Genomic DNA, 18,888 nt, shown 5'->3' on the forward strand with positions numbered 1-18,888 from the left:
CATACTTCAGGGAGGATCACTTCGGTGGGGGCAGATCACGACAGGTGATGCGCGTTCCGTTCGGTCCGATCGCCGCTTCCTCTTCCAATTGCTGTTGCTGCAATAATGCACATGTCAAGCGATAGTGACTGAAGCGCTAGATAGCGGGCATCCCAATGGGCTAGTGTTTCAGGTTGGCTCATATCAACGCCATTAATCTGGGCAAAGCCGCTGATGCCAGGTTTAAGCCGGAGGACACCGTGTTGCCGTCGTGCTTCAATGAGTTCTGCCTGAATCGGTAGACAGGGACGGGGTCCGACGAGGCTCATCTCGTTTTGAAAAATATTCCATATTTGAGGAAGCTCATCTAATTTGGTTCTTCGCAGCAGACGACCAATGGTCGTTACCGCGTCAGCCGGGATTCGGTTCGTTACGTCTTGTGGCGTGTCCTGCCGCATAGTACGAAACTTGTAGCAGGTGAAAGTGCAGCCATTTTTTCCAATCCGGTCCTGAGCAAATATGCCAGGCCCAGGCGACTGAAGTCGAATTGTCGCCCAGATTAATGCCAGACCCCACCAGAAGAAGACCGCTACGGAGATCGCGAAAATAAGATCGACCGCTCTGCTAACAAAACGGTAGACAATATTGTTCTCTTGACCATCTGATAATACGATTTCTGGGCGATTTTCATTTTTGCAATAATCTAATATGAAGGCTGCAAGTTGCGAAACATGCACAGTGGGATACACTGAAGCGAGTGCTCTAAATAATAAACGAGACAACCAGGAGGGCAGGTGGCCGAGGAAAGTGAGTTTGCCGCTCCACCCGTTTCCATACACGACGGGAAGGTAGAGGGTACGGACGCTCATACCTTCAATTTCCATTAGACGTTGGGCCGCTTCGCGTTTAGTCCGAGCATATGCGCTGCGGTTATTTGGGGCGAGAGCATGCACGGAAGAAACGTTTAGGAAACAACTGACGCCGGCCAGTTTCGCAGCTTGAGCTGTTTTGAGTAGTAATCCAACGTTAACATCGCGAATCTCCGCCTCCGGGAGGTCGGAGTCCGTGTTCGCCACTGCGAGATGGATTAGTAGATCGAAATCTCGAGCCTCCTCCGCAAGCTGGTCATAGCAGCAAGCGGGGAGGCCTGGAAAAAGCTGCATTAACCGTGAGCGGTCTCTGCCGACAAGAAGTAGCTGCGCGCCGCTAGCCGAAAGTAGAGGGACCAATCTAGTGCCAACAAAACCTGTCGCGCCTGTGACGGCGATCCTCATGGCCTGACAACCTTCCTTCAATTGTTCGGAGCTCAGCCCTTCCACGTCGAAAGGCGCCTCTATTGCTGATGGCGTTCTTCGAGATAGCTACAGATCGCGTGTCCGGCCGCGATGTGGAGTTGCTGGATCAGCGCGGTTTCCGCCGAGGGCGCGGCAATCGTCACGTCGCAATGGCGCGTCATGTCCCCGCCGATCTCGCCGGTCAATCCGATCCTCGTCAGTTTGCGGTCGCGCGCGGCTTCCAGCGCACGCAGGATGTTTGGCGAGCGGCCTGAGGTCGAAATCGCCATCAGCACGTCGCCGGGCCGGCCCAGCGCCTGCACCTGCCGGGCAAAAATCGCCTCGAAACCGTAATCGTTGCCGATCGCGGTCAAGGCCGAGGTGTCTGTCGTCAGCGCGATGGCCGGCATGCCGGCGCGCTCGCGCTTGTAGCGGCCGACCAGCTCGGCCGCGATGTGCTGGGCATCGGCGGCGCTGCCGCCATTGCCGGCGATCAGCAGCTTGCCGCCGGCGGCAAGCGAATGCCGGATCGCCTTTGCGGCCGCGAGGATCGACGCGGCAAATGCGGGGCTGTTCACCGCGCGGGCGAACGCCTCCTGCGACCGCACGAGGTGGTCGCGTATCGCAGCTTCGCCTGCCTGGTCCAAATCGGCCTCCGGTAACGAGCGCCAACAGGTACCCAGTGGCTGGATCGCGCGCAAGGCGGGAGACGCTTCGCCCCGCGCGTCGCCGCATATAAACCTTGATGCCGTGCGATTTTCCGCATCCCTTGAGCTTTTGGGGGCGAACCGCGATATTGCCTGCGCCGGAAGCCCGGCCCGGTGCCGGCGGCCCCCGGAGCGATCATGGCGCGTCAGCCGCCATGCATGGCCGTTGCCCTCAGCCATCTTGCCTTCAGTGGAGCCTATGATGCCGACCCGTCTCGCAGATCTCAAAGTGAAGCTGTTCACCGACGGTGCCGACAAGGCGCAGATCGTCGAGATGGCCAAGCAGCCGTGGATCGCGGGGTTCACCACCAATCCGTCGCTGCTGAAGAAGGCCGGCGTCTCGGACTATGAAGCTTACGCGCGCGACGTGGTCGCGGCGGTGCCGGACAAGCCGATTTCCTTCGAGGTGTTCTCCGACGAACTCGACGAGATGCATGCGCAGGCGCAGGTGATCGCTTCGTGGGGCCGCAACGTCTACGTCAAGCTGCCCGTCACCAACACGAAAGGCGAAGGGCTTTACGAGATGGTCCGCGCGCTGTCGCGCGACGGCGTCAAGATCAACATGACGGCGATTTTCGCCGAGGATCAGATCGTCAAGGCGATCGATGCGCTCGACGGCGGCGCGCCGGCCTGCGTGTCGGTGTTCGCCGGGCGGCTGGCCGATTTCGGCATCGACTACCGGCCGATCATGCGCGACGCGGTTGCGCGGGCGCGGCGCACGAAAAACGTCGAGATTATCTGGGCCTCGACCCGCGAGGTCTTCAACGTGATCGAGGCGGACGAGATCGGCTGCCACATCATCACCGCGCCGGCGGATATCCTGAAGAAGCTCGCCGCGATCGGCACCAGGACCGGCGCCGAGATTTCACTCGATGCCGTGAAGGCGTTCTGCGCCGACGCCGAGGCGGCGGGCCTGACCCTGCGCACCAAGCTGACCGACGCGGCGCAGTAGAGGACTGGGCGCAAGGGGGATGGGGCGGATGTTTTCTCGCGTGGCTTTTTCCGGTCGGTGAACGTGGCGTCGACAATCGTTCCGGTCATTCTCACAGGCGGCACCGGCACGCGGCTCTGGCCGGTGTCGCGCGACGCGCTGCCGAAACAATTCCTGCCGTTCGCGGGAGACCGCTCGACCTATCAGGAAACGCTGCTGCGCGTCGCCGACCCGGAGCTGTTTGCACCGCCGGTCGTCATTACCGGGCCGGACTTTCATTTCTTCGCACAGCGCCAGGCCGAGGATGTCGGCATCGAAGCAACCGTCGTGGTCGAGCCGATGCGCCGGGATTCCGCCGCCGCGGTTGCCGCCGCCACGATGGTGGTGCATCGGCGCGACCCGGAGGCGATCGTTCTGGTGCTCGCCGCGGATCACGTCGTGCTCGATGTCGCGCCGTTCCGCGCCGCCTGCGTGGCGGGACGCGAAGCAGCCGCATCGGGCCGCATCGTCACCTTCGGCATCAAGCCGACCGAACCGAAGACAAGCTACGGCTATATTCTGCGCGGTGAGCCGATCGGCGAGAACGGCGTCTTCGCGGTCAAGCGCTTCGTCGAGAAGCCGGACGCCGCGACGGCCGCCCGCTACGTGCAGGACGGCTATCTCTGGAATTCGGGCAATTTCCTGTATCGGGCCGATGTGATGATCGGCGAACTTGAAGCCTTCGAGCCCGACATCGCCAGCGCGGCCGCCGAGTCGGTCGACAGCGCGGCGACCGACCTGTCCTTTCTGCGTCTCGATCGGGAGGCTTTCGCGCGCTCGCCGCAGAAGTCGATCGATTACGCCGTGATGGAGAAGACGAGCCGCGCCGCCGTCGTGGTCGGCGCGTTCCGCTGGTCGGATATCGGAAGCTGGGATGCCTTGCTCGACATCTCCGCGCGCGACGGCGACGGCAACGCGGTTCACGGCAACGTAGTTGTTGAAGGCGCGTCGAACTGTGTCGTTCATTCCGAGGACATGCTGACCGCCGCTGTCGGCGTCAAGGATCTGGTGATCGTCTCGACGCGCGATGCGGTGATGGTCATTCCGCGCGACCGGGCGCAGGACGTGCGCGAACTGGTCGGCAAGCTCAAGGCTGCCGGACGCACCGAGGTGAGCGCGCATCGCCGCGTGCACAGGCCGTGGGGCTATTTCGAGTCGATCGACGCCGGCGACCGTTTTCAGGTCAAGCGCATCGTCGTGCGTTCTGGCGGCGTGCTGTCATTGCAGAAACACTGCCATCGCGCCGAGCACTGGGTCGTCGTGCGCGGTACCGCTGAGGTGACGCTCGGCGAGACGGTCGCCGCCGTGCATGAAAACGAGTCGGTCTATATCCCGATCGGCAGCGTCCATCGTCTCGCCAATCGCGGAAAAATCCCGCTGGAGCTGATCGAGGTGCAAACCGGCAGCTATCTCGGCGAGGACGATATCGAACGTCTGGAAGACGTTTACCGGCGCATCACCTGACGCCGTTTTGCCGGCGCGGCTGGCACACCCTCACTCTTCGTTACAGATTGTTGCAATTCACCGTTTCGGTGAGATGCGCCTTGCTGCGTTCGGGGCCTTGGGCTATCGCATCGGGCAAGAATTTCGCATTGCACAACGTCGGCTGCCGAGCCGATTTCACAAGCGATCATCCATGAATGACATGACCAAGCCTGCCGCGCCTCTTCCTTTCATCGATCTTGCCGCGCAACAGCGGCGCATCGCGCCTCAGGTCGAAGAAGCGATCGCGCGGGTGCTGGCGCACGGTCAGTACATCATGGGACCGGAAGTGATCGCGCTCGAAAAGGCGCTGTCGGAGTTCTGCGGCGCCGGGCACGTCATCTCCTGCGGTAACGGCACCATCGCGCTCGAGCTTGTATTGCGCGCGAAAGGCGTGAAGGCCGGCGATGCGGTTCTGTGTCCGAGCTTTACCTTCGCGGCGACCGCGGAGGTCGTCGCGCTCGTCGGCGCCACGCCGATTTTCGTCGACGTGCATGGCGACACATTCAACCTCGATGCGGCGGGTCTTGAATCCGGCCTCGCCACCGCAAAGAAACTCGGCCTCAAGCCGGTCGGCGTCATTCCGGTCGATCTGTTCGGACACCCGGCCGAATACCAGGACATCGAGCCGTGGTGCAACGCGCATGGGCTGTGGCTGCTGACCGACGCGGCGCAGTCGTTCGGCGCGCGCTATCACGACCGCAAGGTCGGCACGATCGGCCTTGCGACGACGACCAGCTTTTTCCCGGCGAAGCCGCTCGGCTGCTATGGCGACGGCGGCGCGATCTTCACCGACGACGCGGATCTTGCGGCGGTGATCCGTTCGCTGCGCGTCCACGGGCAGGGCACCGATAAATACGACAACGTTCTGATCGGCACCAACGGCCGCATCGATACGATCCAGGCCGCGGTGCTGATCGAAAAGCTCAAGATCTTCCCGGACGAGCTGGAGAAGCGCGAGATGATCGCGCGCCGTTACAGCGATGCACTGAAGGATGCCGCCGCCGTTCCGTCGACGGCGCAGGGCTGCACGTCGGCCTGGGCGCAGTACACCATCAAGGTGCCGGCGGCGAAGCGGGATGCTTTGGCCGCGGCGCTGCGCGCCCAAGGCGTTCCGACGGCGATCTATTATCCGAAGCCGCTACATCAGCAGACGGCCTATCGGAATTTCCCGGTCGCGGGTAATGGCCTTCCGGTTTCGGATGTCATCGCGCATGAGGTCATCAGCCTGCCGATGCATCCCTATCTCGAAGCGGATGCGCAGGATCGTGTCGTCAACGCAGTGCAATTAGCACTACGTTAGCAAAAATTTCGAAATCTCGACTCCAACGCGCAAGTTCGCCTTGCGACTCCGATACAAGTTGCGCGCCGCGATTCAAATTTCGAAATTTATGATCGCGCGCGCACGGCGCGGCAATGTCTTGCTGCGTTGCAAGCATGCGTTCTGAAAAGCCACGCAATTCTGATCGGAATGAAATGCGCACCGCGTCATCGTCGTGCGTTTTCATTGCGCACGCGTGTTGCGCTTCAGAGCGTGAAAATAAACTTCCTGAAGGACGTGACGGTGAATGAGGTAAGGTGCGCGGGCCGATTTTTCTTGCAAATGGTTCTAGGACGCGCTGGTATACAGAATACCAAGAATAGACCGGCAATGAACAACCGGCGATGAGGAAACGAAAGTCAGGGAGGACGTCAATGATCCGATACAGCAAGCAGATGCTCTGTGGTCTCGCTGTCGGCTTTGCCGGCAGTTTTGCGTTGGCGACTGCGCCGGCGCAGGCGTGGGAGCCTTCGAAGCCGATCGAAATCATCGTTCCGGCGGGTACAGGCGGCGGCGCCGACCAGATGGCGCGCACGGTTCAGGGCATCATCGCCAAGCACAATCTGTCCAAGCAGTCGGTGGTGGTCATCAACAAGTCCGGCGGCGCCGGCGGTGAGGGCTTCCTCGACGTCAAGAATTCCAAGGGCAACGATCACAAGCTGATCATCACCCTGTCCAATCTCTTCACCACGCCGCTCGCCACCGGCATTCCCTTCAACTGGAAAGATTTGACCCCGGTTGCGATGCTCGCGCTCGACGAATTCATCCTCTGGGTGAACGCCGAGAAACCCTACAAGACCGCCGGCGATTACATCAAGGCGATCAAGGCCGGCAGCGACAACCAGTTCAAGATGGGTGGCACCGGCTCCAAGCAGGAAGACCAGATCATCACGGTCGCGCTGCAGAAGGCGGTCGGCAAGAAGCTCACCTACATCCCCTACAAAGGCGGTGGCGCGGTCGCCGTGCAGCTCGTCGGCAACCACATCGACTCGTCGGTCAACAACCCGATCGAAGCGGTGGCGCACTGGCGGGCCGGCAAGCTGCGTCCGCTCTGCATCTTCGACGGCAAGCCGGCGGCCTATAAGGCCCCGATCGCCGATGGCAAGTCCTGGGCCGACGTTCCGACCTGCAAGTCCGCCGGTCTCGACGTCGAATATCTGATGCTTCGCGGGTTCTTCATGCCGCCGGGCGTCTCCAACGAGGCGGTCGCCTACTATGTCGACCTCTTCAAGAAGGTTCGCGAGACGCCGGAGTGGAAGAAGCTGATGGACGACGGCGCTTTCAACCAGAGCTTCATGACGGGCAAGGAATTCGCCGACTGGGTGGCGAAGGCCGAGAAGACGCATGAAGGTCTGATGAAGGAAGCCGGCTTCCTCGCGAAGACCAACTAAGTCGCCACTCAAGCAACGGTCCCGTCGCGAACGGGACAGGTGACATCATGAACCAAAGTGCCAAATCGACCGGTGGGGCGGGGCCGTCCCACCGGAGTGTCGAGATCGGAGTGATCGGTGCCGTTGCGTTGCTCGGACTGATCGCGATCGTCGGCAGCATGCAGGTGGGCATCGGCTGGGGTGCCGAAGGTCCGCGCGCCGGGTTCTTCCCGTTCTATTGCGGACTGATCGTGATGATCTCGTCGGCGGTGAACCTGGTGAACACCCTGCGCTCCGAGGACGACGGCGCGCTGTTCGCCGAATGGGGCCAGCTCCGGCAGGTCATGTCGGTGGTCATTCCGACGGCGATCTATGTGTTCGCTATTCCCTATGTCGGGATTTACGTCTGCTCGGCGATCCTGATTGCCGGCTTCATGATCTGGCTCGGCCGCTATCCGGTGCTCGTTGCCGCTGCGGTCGCGATCGCCATGCCGGTGATCACGTTCCTGATGTTCGAGATCTGGTTCCTGGTGCCGCTGCCCAAGGGCCCGCTCGAATCCATGCTCGGTTATTGATCCTAGAGGGGGCCGTTTCCGGCGGCGCGCAGCCGTCGGTACTCGGGGCATTCGATGGAAGACATCTTCAATCTGTTCCACGGCTTTGCGGTCGTGATCCAGCCGTTCAACCTCCTGCTGATGGTGATCGGAATTGTGCTCGGCGTCATCGTCGGCGTGCTGCCGGGTCTCGGCGGCGCCAACGGCGTGGCGATCCTGCTGCCGCTGACGTTCTCGATGTCGCCGACCTCGGCGATCATCATGCTGTCCTGCATCTACTGGGGCGCGTTGTTCGGCGGCGCCATCACCTCGATCCTGTTCAATATTCCCGGCGAGCCGTGGTCGGTGGCGACCACCTTCGACGGCTATCCAATGGCGCAGCAGGGCCGGGCCGGTGAGGCGCTGACGGCGGCTTTTACGTCGTCCTTCGTCGGCGCGCTGTTCGCCGTCATCATGATCACGCTGGTCGCACCGCTGGTCGCGAGCTTCGCGCTCAGATTCGGGCCGGCTGAGATCTTCTCGGTCTATTTCCTGGCCTTCTGTAGTTTCGTCGGTCTCTCCAAGGAACCGCCGTTCAAGACCGTCGCCTCGATGATGCTTGGCTTCGCGCTCGGCGCGGTCGGTCTCGATCAGGTGACGGGCCAGTTGCGCCTGACATTCGGCTTCCCGGAGATGCTGGCCGGCTTCGACTTCCTCATCGCCGTCATCGGTCTGTTCGGCATCGGCGAAATCCTGTTGACGATGGAGGAGGGGCTCGCGTTCCGCGGCAAGGCCGCCGGCATCAATCCGAAGGTCGTGCTGCAAACCTGGATGGAATTGCCTCGCTACTGGATGGTGTCGCTGCGCTCCTGCATCATCGGCTGCTGGATGGGCATCTCGCCGGCCGGTGCGACGCCGGCCTCGTTCATGAGCTACGGCATCGCCAAGCGCATTTCGAGGAACGGCTCGAAGTTCGGCACCGGCCAGATCGAAGGCGTCGTTGCGCCGGAGACGGCCGCGCATGCGGCGGGCACTTCGGCGCTGCTGCCGATGATCTCGCTCGGCGTGCCGGGCTCCCCGACCGCGGCCGTGCTGCTTGGCGGCCTGTTGATCTGGGGCCTGCAACCCGGCCCGCTGCTGTTCACCGAGCAGAAGGACTTCGTCTGGGGTCTGATCGCTTCGATGTACATGGGCAACATCGTCGGCCTCATCGTGGTGCTGACCTGCGTGCCGCTGTTCGCCGCGATCCTGCGCATCCCGTTCAGCGTCATCGCTCCGATCATCCTGGTGTTCTGCGCGATCGGCGCCTACACGGTGCACAACAACACCTTCGACATCGTCATGATGCTGGTGTTCGGCATTGCCGGCTACTTCCTGAAGAAGACCGACTACCCGCTGGCTCCGATGGTTCTCGCCATCGTGCTCGGCGACAAGGCGGAGGAATCCTTCCGTCAGGCGCTGCTCGCCTCGCAGGGCGGCCTGAGTGTCTTTTTCGAGAACGGCCTGGTGAGCACCATCATGGCGCTCGGCTTCATCGCCCTGTTCTGGCCGATCATCCAGGGCGGCTGGACCCGGCTGCGCGGAGCGCCCAAGACGGCGTGATCGCGCGGCCTGGAGACGGAGGGCGGGCCGGTCCGCGGGCCCACCCCGAGCGGTCCTGGCGGTCATGGGGTGGTCCGGCGACCAACCGGGCACTCCAAAAGCCTTGTAAACAGGGGCTATTGCAGCGGCGGGTGTGTTCTGGAATAATGTATACCAGCCATGAGTAGCCAGGATCATTCCTCCCGTGCCGGTTCGCGTCGCCGCTCTTCCGCGGCGCCCGGCGCCCCGACCTCGCCGCAGCCGTCGCTCGGTCCGATCGAGGTGGCGCCGAGCTTCAAGCACAAAGCCTATACCGCACTGAAGAACGCCATCGTCGCGATGGACATCTATCGCAGCCGCGACGAAATCCGGCTCGACGAGCGCAAGCTCGCGCAGGACTTCGGTATCAGCCGCACCCCGGTGCGCGAGGCGATGGCGCAGCTCGAGAGTGAAGGCTTTGTGCGCTCGGTACCGCGGCGCGGCGTCTTCGTCGTCCGCAAGACCAAGCGCGAGGTGATCGAGCTGATCACCGCCTGGGCGGCGCTCGAGAGCATGGCGGCGCGTCTCATCACCGAAAACGCGCTCGACGACGACATCAAGTCGCTGCGCCGCATGTTCTCGTCCTTCGTCGACGGCAAGGTGCTCGCTAATCTCGACGAATACTCCGAAGTGAATATCGAGTTCCACCAGTCGATCATTCGCATGAGCCACAATCATGTGCTGATCGACATGGCGGAAAACCTGTTCACCCACATGCGCATGATCCGCCGCAAGACCATCGTCGAGCGCGACCGCGCCGACCGGTCGATTCGCGACCACATGCAGATCATCGAATCGCTGGAAAAGCGCGACACTGCTCGCGCCGAAAAACTGGTGCGCGACCATGCGCTCGGCCTCGCCGACCATGTCGCGCGCTTCGCCGATTACTTGGATTGAGGCTTGCCCGGCCGGACAGCGCCGGGCGACCAATGAGGGGAATTGCTATGGCTGATGCAGCCGTGAAGACCGTACAGGCCGCCGACGAAGAACAGACGGACGGCTTCAATCTCATCATCGATGCGCTCAAGCTCAATGGGCTCGACACCATCTACGGCGTGCCGGGCATTCCGATCACCGATTTCGGGCGCATGGCGCAGGCCGCCGGCATTCGCGTGCTGTCGTTCCGTCACGAGCAGAACGCCGGCTACGCCGCCTCGATCGCCGGCTTCCTCACCAAGAAGCCCGGCATCTGCCTCACGGTCTCGGCGCCGGGCTTCCTCAACGGCCTGACCGCGCTGGCGCACGCGACCACCAACTGCTTCCCGATGATCCTGATCTCCGGCTCGTCGGAGCGCGAGATCGTCGACCTGCAGCAGGGCGACTACGAGGAGATGGACCAGCTCGCCATCGCCAAGCCGCTGTGCAAGGCAGCCTATCGCGTGCTGCATGCGCAGGACATCGGCATCGGCATCGCGCGCGCCATTCGTGCCGCGGTCTCGGGCCGCCCCGGCGGCGTCTATCTCGACCTGCCGGCCAAGCTGTTCGGCCAGGTGATGAATGCGGAAGCCGGCCGCAAGTCGCTGGTCAAGGTGATCGACGCCGCGCCGGCGCAGATTCCGAGCGCGGATTCGGTCAAGCGCGCGCTCGAGGTGCTCAAGGGAGCGAAGAAGCCGCTCGTCATCCTCGGCAAGGGCGCGGCCTACGCGCAGGCCGACGACGCCATCCGTAACTTCGTCGAAAAGACCGGCGCGCCGTTCCTGCCGATGAGCATGGGCAAGGGACTGTTGCCGGACACGCATCCGCAGTGCGCGGGCGCTGCCCGCTCGACCGTGCTGAAGGACTCGGACGTCGTGCTGCTGATCGGCGCGCGGCTCAACTGGCTCCTGTCGCACGGCAAGGGCAAGGCTTGGGGCGATGCGCCCAAGAAGTTCATCCAGATCGACATCGAGCCGAAGGAGATGGATTCGAACGTCGAAATCGTCGCCCCGGTGGTCGGTGACATCGGCTCCGCCGTCGCTGCGATGAGCGATGCGATGGGCGGCGGCTGGGCCAAGGCCCCGGCCGACTGGATGGGCGCCGTGACCCAGAAGCGCGAAGACAATATCGCGAAGATGGCGCCGAAGCTGATGAACAACAATTCGCCGATGGACTATCACGGCGCGCTCGGCGTTCTGAAGCAGATCGTCAAGGAGCGGCCGGACGCCATCCTCGTCAACGAGGGCGCCAACACGCTCGATCTCGCCCGCGGCATCATCGATGTCTATCAGCCGCGCAAGCGCATCGACGTCGGCACCTGGGGCATCATGGGAATCGGCATGGGTTACGCCATCGCCGCCGCGATCGAGACCGGCAAGCCGGTGCTTTGCGTCGAAGGCGACTCGGCATTCGGGTTTTCGGGGATGGAGGTCGAGACCATCTGCCGTTACAAGCTGCCGGTCTGCGTCGTCATCTTCAACAATGACGGCATTTACCGCGGCACCGACGTCAACCCGCTCGGCACCGATCCGGCGCCGACCATGTTCGTCAAGGGCGCGCGCTACGACAAGATGATGGAGGCGTTCGGCGGAGTCGGCGTCAACGCGACGAACCCGGATGAGCTCAAGCGCGCGGTCAATGCCGCGATGGACTCGGGCAAGCCGACTCTCATCAATGCGGTGATCGATCCGGCGGCGGGCAGCGAGTCCGGCCGCATCGGCAATCTCAACCCGCAGAGCAAGCTGAAGAAGAAATAGCACCGTTCGCGGGCTGCGCCGCCGCCGGCCCGTTCACCGAAGCAATTGGAGTTTGAGGAGAGCGCACATGGCGAAGAAAGCCAAGAAGGCCGGCAAGGCGAAAAAAGCCAAGCCGGCAAAGAAGTCGGCCCCGAAGCTGAAAGCCGCGAAGAAGTCTTCGGTCAGGAAGGCGTCCGCGAAGAAGGCGAACGGCAACGGTCAGCCGAAGCCGTCGTCGAAGCCGTTCGGCCAAGCCGGCAAGGCGCTCGAGGGCGTGCGCATCCTCGACTTCACGCATGTGCAGTCGGGTCCGACTTGCACCCAGCTTCTCGCCTGGTTCGGCGCCGACGTCATCAAGGTCGAGCGTCCCGGCGTCGGTGACATTACTCGTGGCCAGCTCGTCGACGTGAAGGGCGCGGATTCGCTCTACTTCACGATGCTCAACCACAACAAGCGTTCGATCACCATCGACTCCAAGCATCCGCAGGGCAAGCGCGTGCTCGACGAGTTGATCAAGACCTGCGACGTGCTGGTCGAGAACTTCGCGCCCGGCGCGCTCGACCGCATGGGGCTGACCTGGGAACACATCCACAAGACCAACCCGCGCATGATCGTCGCCTCGGTGAAGGGCTTCGGTCCCGGCCCCTATGAGGATTGCAAGGTCTACGAGAACGTCGCCCAGTGCACCGGCGGCGCGGCTTCGACGACCGGTTTCCTCGACGGCCCGCCGCTCGTCACCGGCGCGCAGATCGGCGACAGCGGCACCGGTCTTCATCTGGCGCTCGGCATTGTCACTGCGCTCTACCAGCGTACCCGTACCGGCCGCGGCCAGCGCGTGCTCGCCGCCATGCAGGACGGCGTGTTGAACCTCTGCCGCGTCAAGCTGCGCGACCAGCAGCGGCTCAAGGCCGGTCCGCTCACCGAATACAGCCAGTACGGGCAGGGCCTTCCGTTCGGCGACGCCACGCCGCGCGCCGGCAACGACTCCGGCGGCGGCCAGCCGGGCTGGATCATCAAGTGCAAGGGCTGGGAGACCGATCCCAACGCCTACATCTATTTCATCACCCAGGCGCCGGTGTGGGAGCCGATCTGCGATCTGATCGGCGAGCCCACCTGGAAGACCGATCCGGAATACGCCACGCCGCGCGCGCGGCTGCCCAAGCTCAAGCAGATCTTCGAGCGCATCGAGCAGTGGACCATGACCAAGACCAAGTTCGAGGTCATGGAGCTCTGCAACGCGGTCGACATTCCGGTTGGGCCGATCCTGTCGATGAAGGAGATCGCGGAGGATCAGTCGCTGCGCAAGACCGGCACCGTCGTCGAGGTCGATCATCCCACCCGTGGGAAGTATCTGACTGTGGGCAACCCGATCAAGCTGTCGGACTCGATCTCGGAGGTGAAGCGCTCGCCGCTGCTTGGCGAACACACCGACGAGATTCTAAAAGACGTGCTGAAACTCTCGGCGAAGGACATCGCCGAGATCAAGAATTCGGGCGCTCTCAGCGCGCCGAAAAAAGAAGAGAAGGCGGCTTAATCGAACTGTCGTCCCCGCGAAGGCGGGGACCCATAACCTCGGTGTGTATGGATTCCGGCCCTCGCGTTGCGCGGCCGGAACGACAGGAGAAGTGGGAGGTTTCGCATGCGTATCGTCGTTCATGGCCAGCAGGCGTTCGGCAAGGCCGTTCTGGAAGCGCTGTTGAAGCGCGGCGAGAACGTCATCGCGGTCTATGTCGCGCCGGAAAAGCCGGGCGCCAAGGCCGATCCGTTGAAGGAAGCGGCGCTCGCCGCCAACCTGCCGGTCTATCAGCCGGACAGCTACCGTTCGGCGGAGGTGCAGGAGCAGTTCCGCGCGCTGAAGCCCGATCTGCAGGTTATGGCCTTCGTCACGCTGTTCGTGCCGGAGGAATTCCTCAACATCCCGACCCACGGCTCGATCCAGTATCACCCCTCGCTGCTGCCGGCCTACCGGGGCGCGAGCGCGATCAACTGGCCGATCATCAAGGGCGAGACGGAGACCGGCCTGTCGATCTTCTGGCCCGACAACGGCCTCGATACCGGCGACGTCCTCATCCAGAAGAAGACGCCGATCTCCGGCACCGACACGCTCGGCACCGTCTATTTCGACCGCCTGTTCCCGATGGGCGTCGAGGCGATGCTGGAGTCGGTCGACCTCGTGAAGGCCGGCAAGGCTCCGCGCATCAAGCAGGACGAGGCGAAGGCGACCTATGAAGGCCGCTGCGGCCCCGGCAACGCCAAGATCGACTGGGGTAAGCCCTGGGAGCAGATCGACCGGCTGATCCGCGGTTGCAATCCGGCGCCCGGCGCCTGGACCACGCTCGACGGCAAGACGCTGAAGATTTTCGACGCCACGCCCATGCCGGCGAAAGACCCGAAGGGCATCGGCGGCAAGCTCGGCGAGGTTGCCGCGGTCGACGCCGACAGCTTCACGGTCGTTTGCGCCGATGGCCGCTTCAAGGTCACGCGCGTGCAACCGGCCGATGGCAAGAAGGTCGACGCCGGCGAATGGGCGAAGAGCGCCGGTCTCGAAAAGGGAAAGATTTTGGGATGACCGTCGTCCCCGCGCATGCGGGGACCCGGCAATCGATCGGTGCATCGATGACCGGATGTCCGCTCCTGCGGGCATGACATTGGAGAAACAAGCGACCAACAGATTGGATTGAACCCTATGCCCGCCTCGCAGCATCAGAATCCGAAGTCCGACATCGAAATCTCGCAGTCCGCCAAGAAGCGGCCGATTCTCGAGGTCGCCAAGGAAAAGCTCGGCATCGCGCCGGAAAACCTCGACCCCTACGGCCACTACAAGGCCAAGGTGTCGATGGATTACATCAAGTCGCTCGCGGGCAAGAAGGACGGCAAGCTGATCCTCGTCACCGCGATCTCGCCGACGCCGGCGGGTGAGGGCAAGACGACGACCACGGTCGGCCTCACCGACGCGCTCAACCACATCGGCAAGAAGGCGATGTGCGCGTTGCGCGAGCCCTCGCTCGGTCCCTCGTTCGGCATGAAGGGCGGCGCGGCCGGCGGCGGCTATGCGCAGGTCATCCCGATGGAAGACATCAACCTCCACTTCACCGGCGACTTCCACGCCATTACCTCGGCGCACAATCTGCTCTCGGCGCTGATCGACAACCACATTTACTGGGGCAATGCGCTCGGCATCGACTCGCGCCGCGTCACCTGGCGCCGCGTGATGGACATGAACGACCGTGCGCTGCGCGAGATCGTCTGCTCGCTCGGCGGCGTCGCCAACGGCTACCCGCGCGAGGCCGGCTTCGACATCACCGTGGCGTCGGAAGTCATGGCGATCTTCTGTCTTGCCAAGGATCTCAACGATCTGAAGGAGCGGCTCGGCAACATCATCGTGGCCTATACGCGCGACCGCAAGCCGATCCGCGCCCGTGACCTCAACGCCCACGGCGCGATGGCCGCGCTCCTGAAGGACGCGCTGACGCCGAACCTCGTGCAGACGCTCGAGGCGACGCCGGCCTTCATCCACGGCGGTCCCTTCGCCAACATCGCGCACGGCTGCAACTCGGTGATGGCGACCACCACCGCGCTGAAGCTTGCCGATTACGTCGTGACCGAAGCCGGCTTCGGCGCCGACCTCGGCATGGAGAAGTTCCTCGACATCAAGTGCCGCAAGGCCGGCCTCAAGCCGGACTGCGTGGTGGTGGTCGCCACCATTCGCGCGCTGAAGATGCACGGCGGCGTCAAGAAAGAAGACCTCAAGAAGGAAGACCTGAAGGCGCTGGAAGCCGGCATGGCCAACCTGCAGCGTCACATCGAGAACGTGAAGAAGTTCGGCTTGCCGGCCGTGGTCTCGATCAACCGTTTCTCGGCCGACACCGAGAACGAGATCAAGCTGGTCAAGGAAAAGTGCAAGGCGCTCGGCGTCGAGGCGCTGATGGCCGACCATTGGGCGATGGGCGGCGAAGGCGCCGCCGACGTCGCCAAGGCGGTCGTCAAGGTCATCGACGAGGGCAAGGCAAACCTGAAGCTGCTCTATCAGGATGACATGCCGCTGCTCGACAAGGTCCGCACCATCGCCAAGGAGCTTTACCGCGCCGATGACGTGGTCGCCGACAAGTCGGTCAGGGACCAGCTCAAGACCTGGGAAGACATGGGCTTCGGCAAGCTGCCGGTCTGCATCGCCAAGACCCAGTATTCGTTCTCGACCAATCCGGACGCCAAGGGCGCCCCGACCGGTTTCACCATTCCGGTGCGTGAAGTGCGGCTCTCGGCCGGCGCCGAGTTCGTCGTCGCGATCTGCGGTGAGATCATGACGATGCCGGGCCTGCCCAAGGTGCCGTCGGCCGACGCGATCGACGTCAATGCGCAGGGCCAGATCGTCGGTCTGTTCTAGACCCTCACGCCGTCCAGGAAACGACGAACGCGCGCCGGTCTCCGGCGCGCGTTTTGCTTTATCGCCCGCCGTCGATACCCGGATAGTTCTGCGCCTTCAGCAACCGTGCGAGATGCGCGGTGTTGGAGGCGAGCATGTCGGTCCACTGTGCGACCGCCTTTGGCGCTGCCGGCAGATCGACGAAATTCTTGCTCTGCAGCGCCTCGCCGACCCAGTAGGTCGACCCGCCGGCGGGAATGGTGAAGCCGACCTCGAACAGCGCCTGCCCGACCTCGGCGCCGACGTGGTGCGCGCCGTCTTCGTTGCCGACCACGATGCTGACCCCCACCTTGCCGTAAGTCGGCATGCGGCCGCGGTCGTCCTTTTCGCCGAGGAAGGCATCCATGCGCTCCAGGACTCGCTTGGCGAGGCTCGAAGGCTGGCCGAGCCAGATCGGCGAGCCGATCACGACGATATCGGCGCCGAGCACTTTCCGGCGCAGCCCCGGCCATTCGTCGCCATCGCCTTCGTCGGCAGTCACGCCGGGTTTGATGTCGAAGTCCGCGACCCGTACGGTTTCGCTGCCGACGTCGTGGGTCTTCAGCGCGTCGAGAAAGATTGCGGTCAGCGCTTCGGTCGAGGACGGCTCCTTGCTGCGCGAACTCTTCAGCGAGCAGTTGAGGGCAAGGGCTTTCAGGGGCTGCGTCATGGGAACTCTCCAACTCGGCAACGACATCGCCTTTAGGGAAACGATGTTGCGAAGAGGGAGTTCCGCGCTTCAGGACGCCAAATACAGGCGCAAAAAAGGCTGCGCCGCCCAGGAGAAGCGGCGCAGCCCAGGTAAAGCGTGTTCCCCTGTTACTGGAACAGCTTCATTGCGTTGATCAGCGTCTGGATGACGCCGGCAACAAGCGGAATGCCGACGAAGAGCCAAGCGAGGACCAGTTTCGTCGTCATCGTCGGATCTTGAGTTTGCGTTGCCATATGACTGCCTCCTTAGCCGCGCGCGGCCGCTGGTGAACCGAGCGTGTCGTTTTCGGGCTTCATGTGGTAGCGCTGATTCACTGCGCGAACCAGGAAGTTGCAGATGAAGCCGATCACCAACAGACCCGCCATGATGTACATGGTGTTGTTGTAGGCCTGCGCTTTCGGCACACCGTGGGTGATGTTGTACTCGCGCAGATAGTTGACGATGACCGGGCCGAAGATGCCCGCCGCCGACCATGCCGTCAGCAAGATGCCGTGAATGGCGCCGACGTAGCGGACGCCGAACATGTCCTTGAGGTAGGCCGGAACGGTCGAGAAGCCGCCGCCGTACATCGAGATGATGATCAGGAAGCAGCAGACGAACAGCACGACGTTGCTGGTCGAGCCGGCGAACGGAACTGTGCAATACAGCACGAAGCCGAGCACCATGAACACGAAGTAGGTGTTCTTGCGGCCGATATAGTCCGACGTGGAGGCCCAGAAGAAGCGGCCACCCATGTTGAACAGGCTCATCAGGCCGACGAAGCCTGCCGCGGCGATCGGCGTGATCTTGCCCGGGAACATTTCCTGGCTCATCGCCGAAGCTTGGCCGAGCACGCCGATGCCGGCGGTCACGTTCAGGCAGAGCACCCACCAGATCAGCCAGAACTGCGGGGTCTTCACCGCATCGTAAACGAACACGTCGTTCTTGCTGATCAGCTTGTTTTCCTTCGGAGCGACGAAGCCTTCCGGCTTCCAACCCGGTGCGGGAACGCGAACGATCGCGGCGCCGACCATCATGAACACGAAATAGATCAGGCCCATGATGACGAATGTTTCCATCACGCCGACGTGCGTCGCCGTGGTGAATTTGCCCATCAGCCACACCGACAGCGGGGAGGCAATGAAAGCGCCGCCGCCGAAGCCCATGATGGCCATGCCGGTCGCCATGCCCGGCCGATCCGGGAACCATTTGATCAGCGTCGAAACCGGCGAGATGTAGCCGATGCCGAGCGCGCAGCCGCCGATCACGCCGTAGCCGAGATAGATCAGCCACAGGTTGTGGATGGAGACGCCGAAGGCGGAAACCAAGAAACCGCCCGCCCAGAGGCAGCCGGCGGTGAACATCGCGCGGCGCGGGCCGCCTTCCTCGACCCAGCGGCCGAACACGGCAGCGGAGCCGCCGAGGAACAGCATCGCGAGCGAGAAAATCCAGCCGAGCTGCGTGAGCTTCCAGTCTTCGGGCGTGGACGCCGTGATGCCGAGCAACTTGGTCATCGGCAGGTTGAACACGCTCAGCGCGTAAGCCTGGCCGATACACAGATGGACGCAGAGTGCTGCTGGCGGCACCATCCAGCGGCTGAAACCGGGACCGGCGACCGTCCGCTCGCGGTCGAGGAATGAAAGTAGACTCATTGCGGCGTTCTCCCCCTTGCCTTGTTATTGTTCGGCATCCGACCGTCGATTGACGTCGCGCCTCACCATTTTCGACACTGCGAAGGGCAAAACGGGGAATCAATAAAGGTGTCTCTATTGCCTAATAGACGATGCCTATATCAGCTCGGTCCTATTTTGCCGTGATGGAGTGGGAGCGCGCTAAAATGCCGTTCAGCCGCAGAAGTCGCGACGGTTGGGCAAGGACCGAGTCCGAT

17 protein-coding genes are annotated in these 18,888 nt (G+C 62.9%); 11 read left to right on the forward strand and 6 right to left on the reverse strand.

The genetic code is table 11. From position 1 onward, the window contains the following. Nucleotides 1–35 precede the first annotated feature (35 nt). The gene (locus AB7F10_RS00235; protein ID WP_428558336.1) at nt 36–1,253 is read right to left on the reverse strand and encodes a sugar transferase; all 1,218 of its coding nucleotides are present in this window, start codon (nt 1,251–1,253) and stop codon (nt 36–38) included. 59 nt (nt 1,254–1,312) lie between these two features. Continuing rightward, nucleotides 1,313–1,900, reverse strand: a complete 588-nt coding sequence (locus tag AB7F10_RS00240) for a D-sedoheptulose 7-phosphate isomerase (protein WP_428558335.1) — start codon at nt 1,898–1,900, stop codon at nt 1,313–1,315. Nucleotides 1,901–2,162: 262 nt separating this feature from the next. Between AB7F10_RS00240 and AB7F10_RS00245 the strand changes: the two genes are divergently transcribed. The 3 genes from AB7F10_RS00245 to AB7F10_RS00255 all read left to right on the forward strand — a co-directional run bounded on the left by AB7F10_RS00245 (nt 2,163) and on the right by AB7F10_RS00255 (nt 5,715). Further along, complete coding sequence (locus AB7F10_RS00245; RefSeq protein ID WP_428558334.1) at nt 2,163–2,912, forward strand: transaldolase; 750 nt, start codon at nt 2,163–2,165, stop codon at nt 2,910–2,912. Nucleotides 2,913–2,975: 63 nt separating this feature from the next. Then, the gene (locus AB7F10_RS00250) at nt 2,976–4,394 is read left to right on the forward strand and encodes a mannose-1-phosphate guanylyltransferase/mannose-6-phosphate isomerase (RefSeq protein ID WP_428558333.1); all 1,419 of its coding nucleotides are present in this window, start codon (nt 2,976–2,978) and stop codon (nt 4,392–4,394) included. 181 nt (nt 4,395–4,575) lie between these two features. After that, a complete protein-coding gene (locus AB7F10_RS00255; RefSeq protein WP_428558421.1) occupies nt 4,576–5,715 on the forward strand; it encodes a DegT/DnrJ/EryC1/StrS family aminotransferase in 1,140 nt (379 codons plus the stop codon). Here the strand turns inward: AB7F10_RS00255 and AB7F10_RS00260 are convergent. After that, nucleotides 5,687–5,920, reverse strand: coding sequence for a hypothetical protein (locus tag AB7F10_RS00260; RefSeq protein ID WP_428558332.1), 234 nt, complete (start codon nt 5,918–5,920; stop codon nt 5,687–5,689). The genes AB7F10_RS00255 and AB7F10_RS00260 overlap by 29 nt on opposite strands. A 187-nt stretch (nt 5,921–6,107) precedes the next feature. Between AB7F10_RS00260 and AB7F10_RS00265 the strand changes: the two genes are divergently transcribed. The 8 genes from AB7F10_RS00265 (at nt 6,108) to AB7F10_RS00300 (ending at nt 16,291) form a co-directional block, all read left to right on the forward strand. Next, nucleotides 6,108–7,124 carry a Bug family tripartite tricarboxylate transporter substrate binding protein gene (locus AB7F10_RS00265; protein WP_428558331.1) on the forward strand — a complete coding sequence of 339 codons (1,017 nt, stop codon included), beginning with the start codon at nt 6,108–6,110 and terminating at the stop codon, nt 7,122–7,124. 47 nt (nt 7,125–7,171) lie between these two features. Further along, complete coding sequence (locus AB7F10_RS00270; RefSeq protein ID WP_428558330.1) at nt 7,172–7,678, forward strand: tripartite tricarboxylate transporter TctB family protein; 507 nt, start codon at nt 7,172–7,174, stop codon at nt 7,676–7,678. 54 nt (nt 7,679–7,732) lie between these two features. Further along, nucleotides 7,733–9,238 (forward strand): tripartite tricarboxylate transporter permease, encoded by a 1,506-nt coding sequence (locus AB7F10_RS00275; protein ID WP_428558329.1) that lies wholly within the window; start codon nt 7,733–7,735, stop codon nt 9,236–9,238. 159 nt (nt 9,239–9,397) lie between these two features. Beyond that, nucleotides 9,398–10,153, forward strand: coding sequence for a GntR family transcriptional regulator (locus AB7F10_RS00280; RefSeq protein WP_428558328.1), 756 nt, complete (start codon nt 9,398–9,400; stop codon nt 10,151–10,153). Nucleotides 10,154–10,200: 47 nt separating this feature from the next. Beyond that, entirely contained in the window at nt 10,201–11,928 is a 1,728-nt protein-coding gene (gene oxc / locus AB7F10_RS00285; protein WP_428558326.1) for an oxalyl-CoA decarboxylase, read from the forward strand. A 67-nt stretch (nt 11,929–11,995) separates the two neighbouring features. Beyond that, nucleotides 11,996–13,441 (forward strand): formyl-CoA transferase, encoded by a 1,446-nt coding sequence (frc, locus tag AB7F10_RS00290; RefSeq protein WP_428558325.1) that lies wholly within the window; start codon nt 11,996–11,998, stop codon nt 13,439–13,441. Between the two features lie 105 nt (nt 13,442–13,546). Next, the gene (locus AB7F10_RS00295; RefSeq protein ID WP_428558324.1) at nt 13,547–14,476 is read left to right on the forward strand and encodes a methionyl-tRNA formyltransferase; all 930 of its coding nucleotides are present in this window, start codon (nt 13,547–13,549) and stop codon (nt 14,474–14,476) included. Nucleotides 14,477–14,593: 117 nt separating this feature from the next. Beyond that, nucleotides 14,594–16,291 (forward strand): formate--tetrahydrofolate ligase, encoded by a 1,698-nt coding sequence (locus AB7F10_RS00300; protein WP_428558323.1) that lies wholly within the window; start codon nt 14,594–14,596, stop codon nt 16,289–16,291. Between the two features lie 58 nt (nt 16,292–16,349). Here the strand turns inward: AB7F10_RS00300 and AB7F10_RS00305 are convergent, their stop codons facing one another. The 3 genes from AB7F10_RS00305 to AB7F10_RS00315 all read right to left on the reverse strand — a co-directional run bounded on the left by AB7F10_RS00305 (nt 16,350) and on the right by AB7F10_RS00315 (nt 18,652). Beyond that, the gene (locus AB7F10_RS00305) at nt 16,350–16,979 is read right to left on the reverse strand and encodes a flavodoxin family protein (protein ID WP_428558322.1); all 630 of its coding nucleotides are present in this window, start codon (nt 16,977–16,979) and stop codon (nt 16,350–16,352) included. A 149-nt stretch (nt 16,980–17,128) separates the two neighbouring features. Beyond that, nucleotides 17,129–17,254, reverse strand: a complete 126-nt coding sequence (locus tag AB7F10_RS00310; RefSeq protein ID WP_428558321.1) for an MFS transporter small subunit — start codon at nt 17,252–17,254, stop codon at nt 17,129–17,131. Between the two features lie 12 nt (nt 17,255–17,266). Continuing rightward, nucleotides 17,267–18,652, reverse strand: a complete 1,386-nt coding sequence (locus AB7F10_RS00315) for an L-lactate MFS transporter (RefSeq protein WP_428558320.1) — start codon at nt 18,650–18,652, stop codon at nt 17,267–17,269. Nucleotides 18,653–18,888 lie beyond the last annotated feature (236 nt).

The organism is Pseudolabrys sp. (assembly GCF_050250095.1).
Taxonomy (GTDB): domain Bacteria; phylum Pseudomonadota; class Alphaproteobacteria; order Rhizobiales; family Xanthobacteraceae; genus Pseudolabrys.

Excerpts from the sequence above, each read along its gene's own strand:
- AB7F10_RS00235 (WP_428558336.1), bottom strand. The coding sequence starts at position 1,253 with ATGAGGATCGCCGTCACAGGCGCGACAGGTTTTGTTGGCACTAGATTG.
- AB7F10_RS00245 (WP_428558334.1), top strand. The coding sequence starts at position 2,163 with ATGCCGACCCGTCTCGCAGATCTCAAAGTGAAGCTGTTCACCGACGGT.
- AB7F10_RS00255 (WP_428558421.1), top strand. The coding sequence starts at position 4,576 with ATGACCAAGCCTGCCGCGCCTCTTCCTTTCATCGATCTTGCCGCGCAA.
- AB7F10_RS00260 (WP_428558332.1), bottom strand. The coding sequence starts at position 5,920 with ATGAAAACGCACGACGATGACGCGGTGCGCATTTCATTCCGATCAGAA.
- AB7F10_RS00265 (WP_428558331.1), top strand. The coding sequence starts at position 6,108 with ATGATCCGATACAGCAAGCAGATGCTCTGTGGTCTCGCTGTCGGCTTT.
- AB7F10_RS00270 (WP_428558330.1), top strand. The coding sequence starts at position 7,172 with ATGAACCAAAGTGCCAAATCGACCGGTGGGGCGGGGCCGTCCCACCGG.
- AB7F10_RS00275 (WP_428558329.1), top strand. The coding sequence starts at position 7,733 with ATGGAAGACATCTTCAATCTGTTCCACGGCTTTGCGGTCGTGATCCAG.
- AB7F10_RS00280 (WP_428558328.1), top strand. The coding sequence starts at position 9,398 with ATGAGTAGCCAGGATCATTCCTCCCGTGCCGGTTCGCGTCGCCGCTCT.
- oxc (WP_428558326.1), top strand. The coding sequence starts at position 10,201 with ATGGCTGATGCAGCCGTGAAGACCGTACAGGCCGCCGACGAAGAACAG.
- frc (WP_428558325.1), top strand. The coding sequence starts at position 11,996 with ATGGCGAAGAAAGCCAAGAAGGCCGGCAAGGCGAAAAAAGCCAAGCCG.
- AB7F10_RS00295 (WP_428558324.1), top strand. The coding sequence starts at position 13,547 with ATGCGTATCGTCGTTCATGGCCAGCAGGCGTTCGGCAAGGCCGTTCTG.
- AB7F10_RS00300 (WP_428558323.1), top strand. The coding sequence starts at position 14,594 with ATGCCCGCCTCGCAGCATCAGAATCCGAAGTCCGACATCGAAATCTCG.
- AB7F10_RS00305 (WP_428558322.1), bottom strand. The coding sequence starts at position 16,979 with ATGACGCAGCCCCTGAAAGCCCTTGCCCTCAACTGCTCGCTGAAGAGT.
- AB7F10_RS00310 (WP_428558321.1), bottom strand. The coding sequence starts at position 17,254 with ATGGCAACGCAAACTCAAGATCCGACGATGACGACGAAACTGGTCCTC.
- AB7F10_RS00315 (WP_428558320.1), bottom strand. The coding sequence starts at position 18,652 with ATGAGTCTACTTTCATTCCTCGACCGCGAGCGGACGGTCGCCGGTCCC.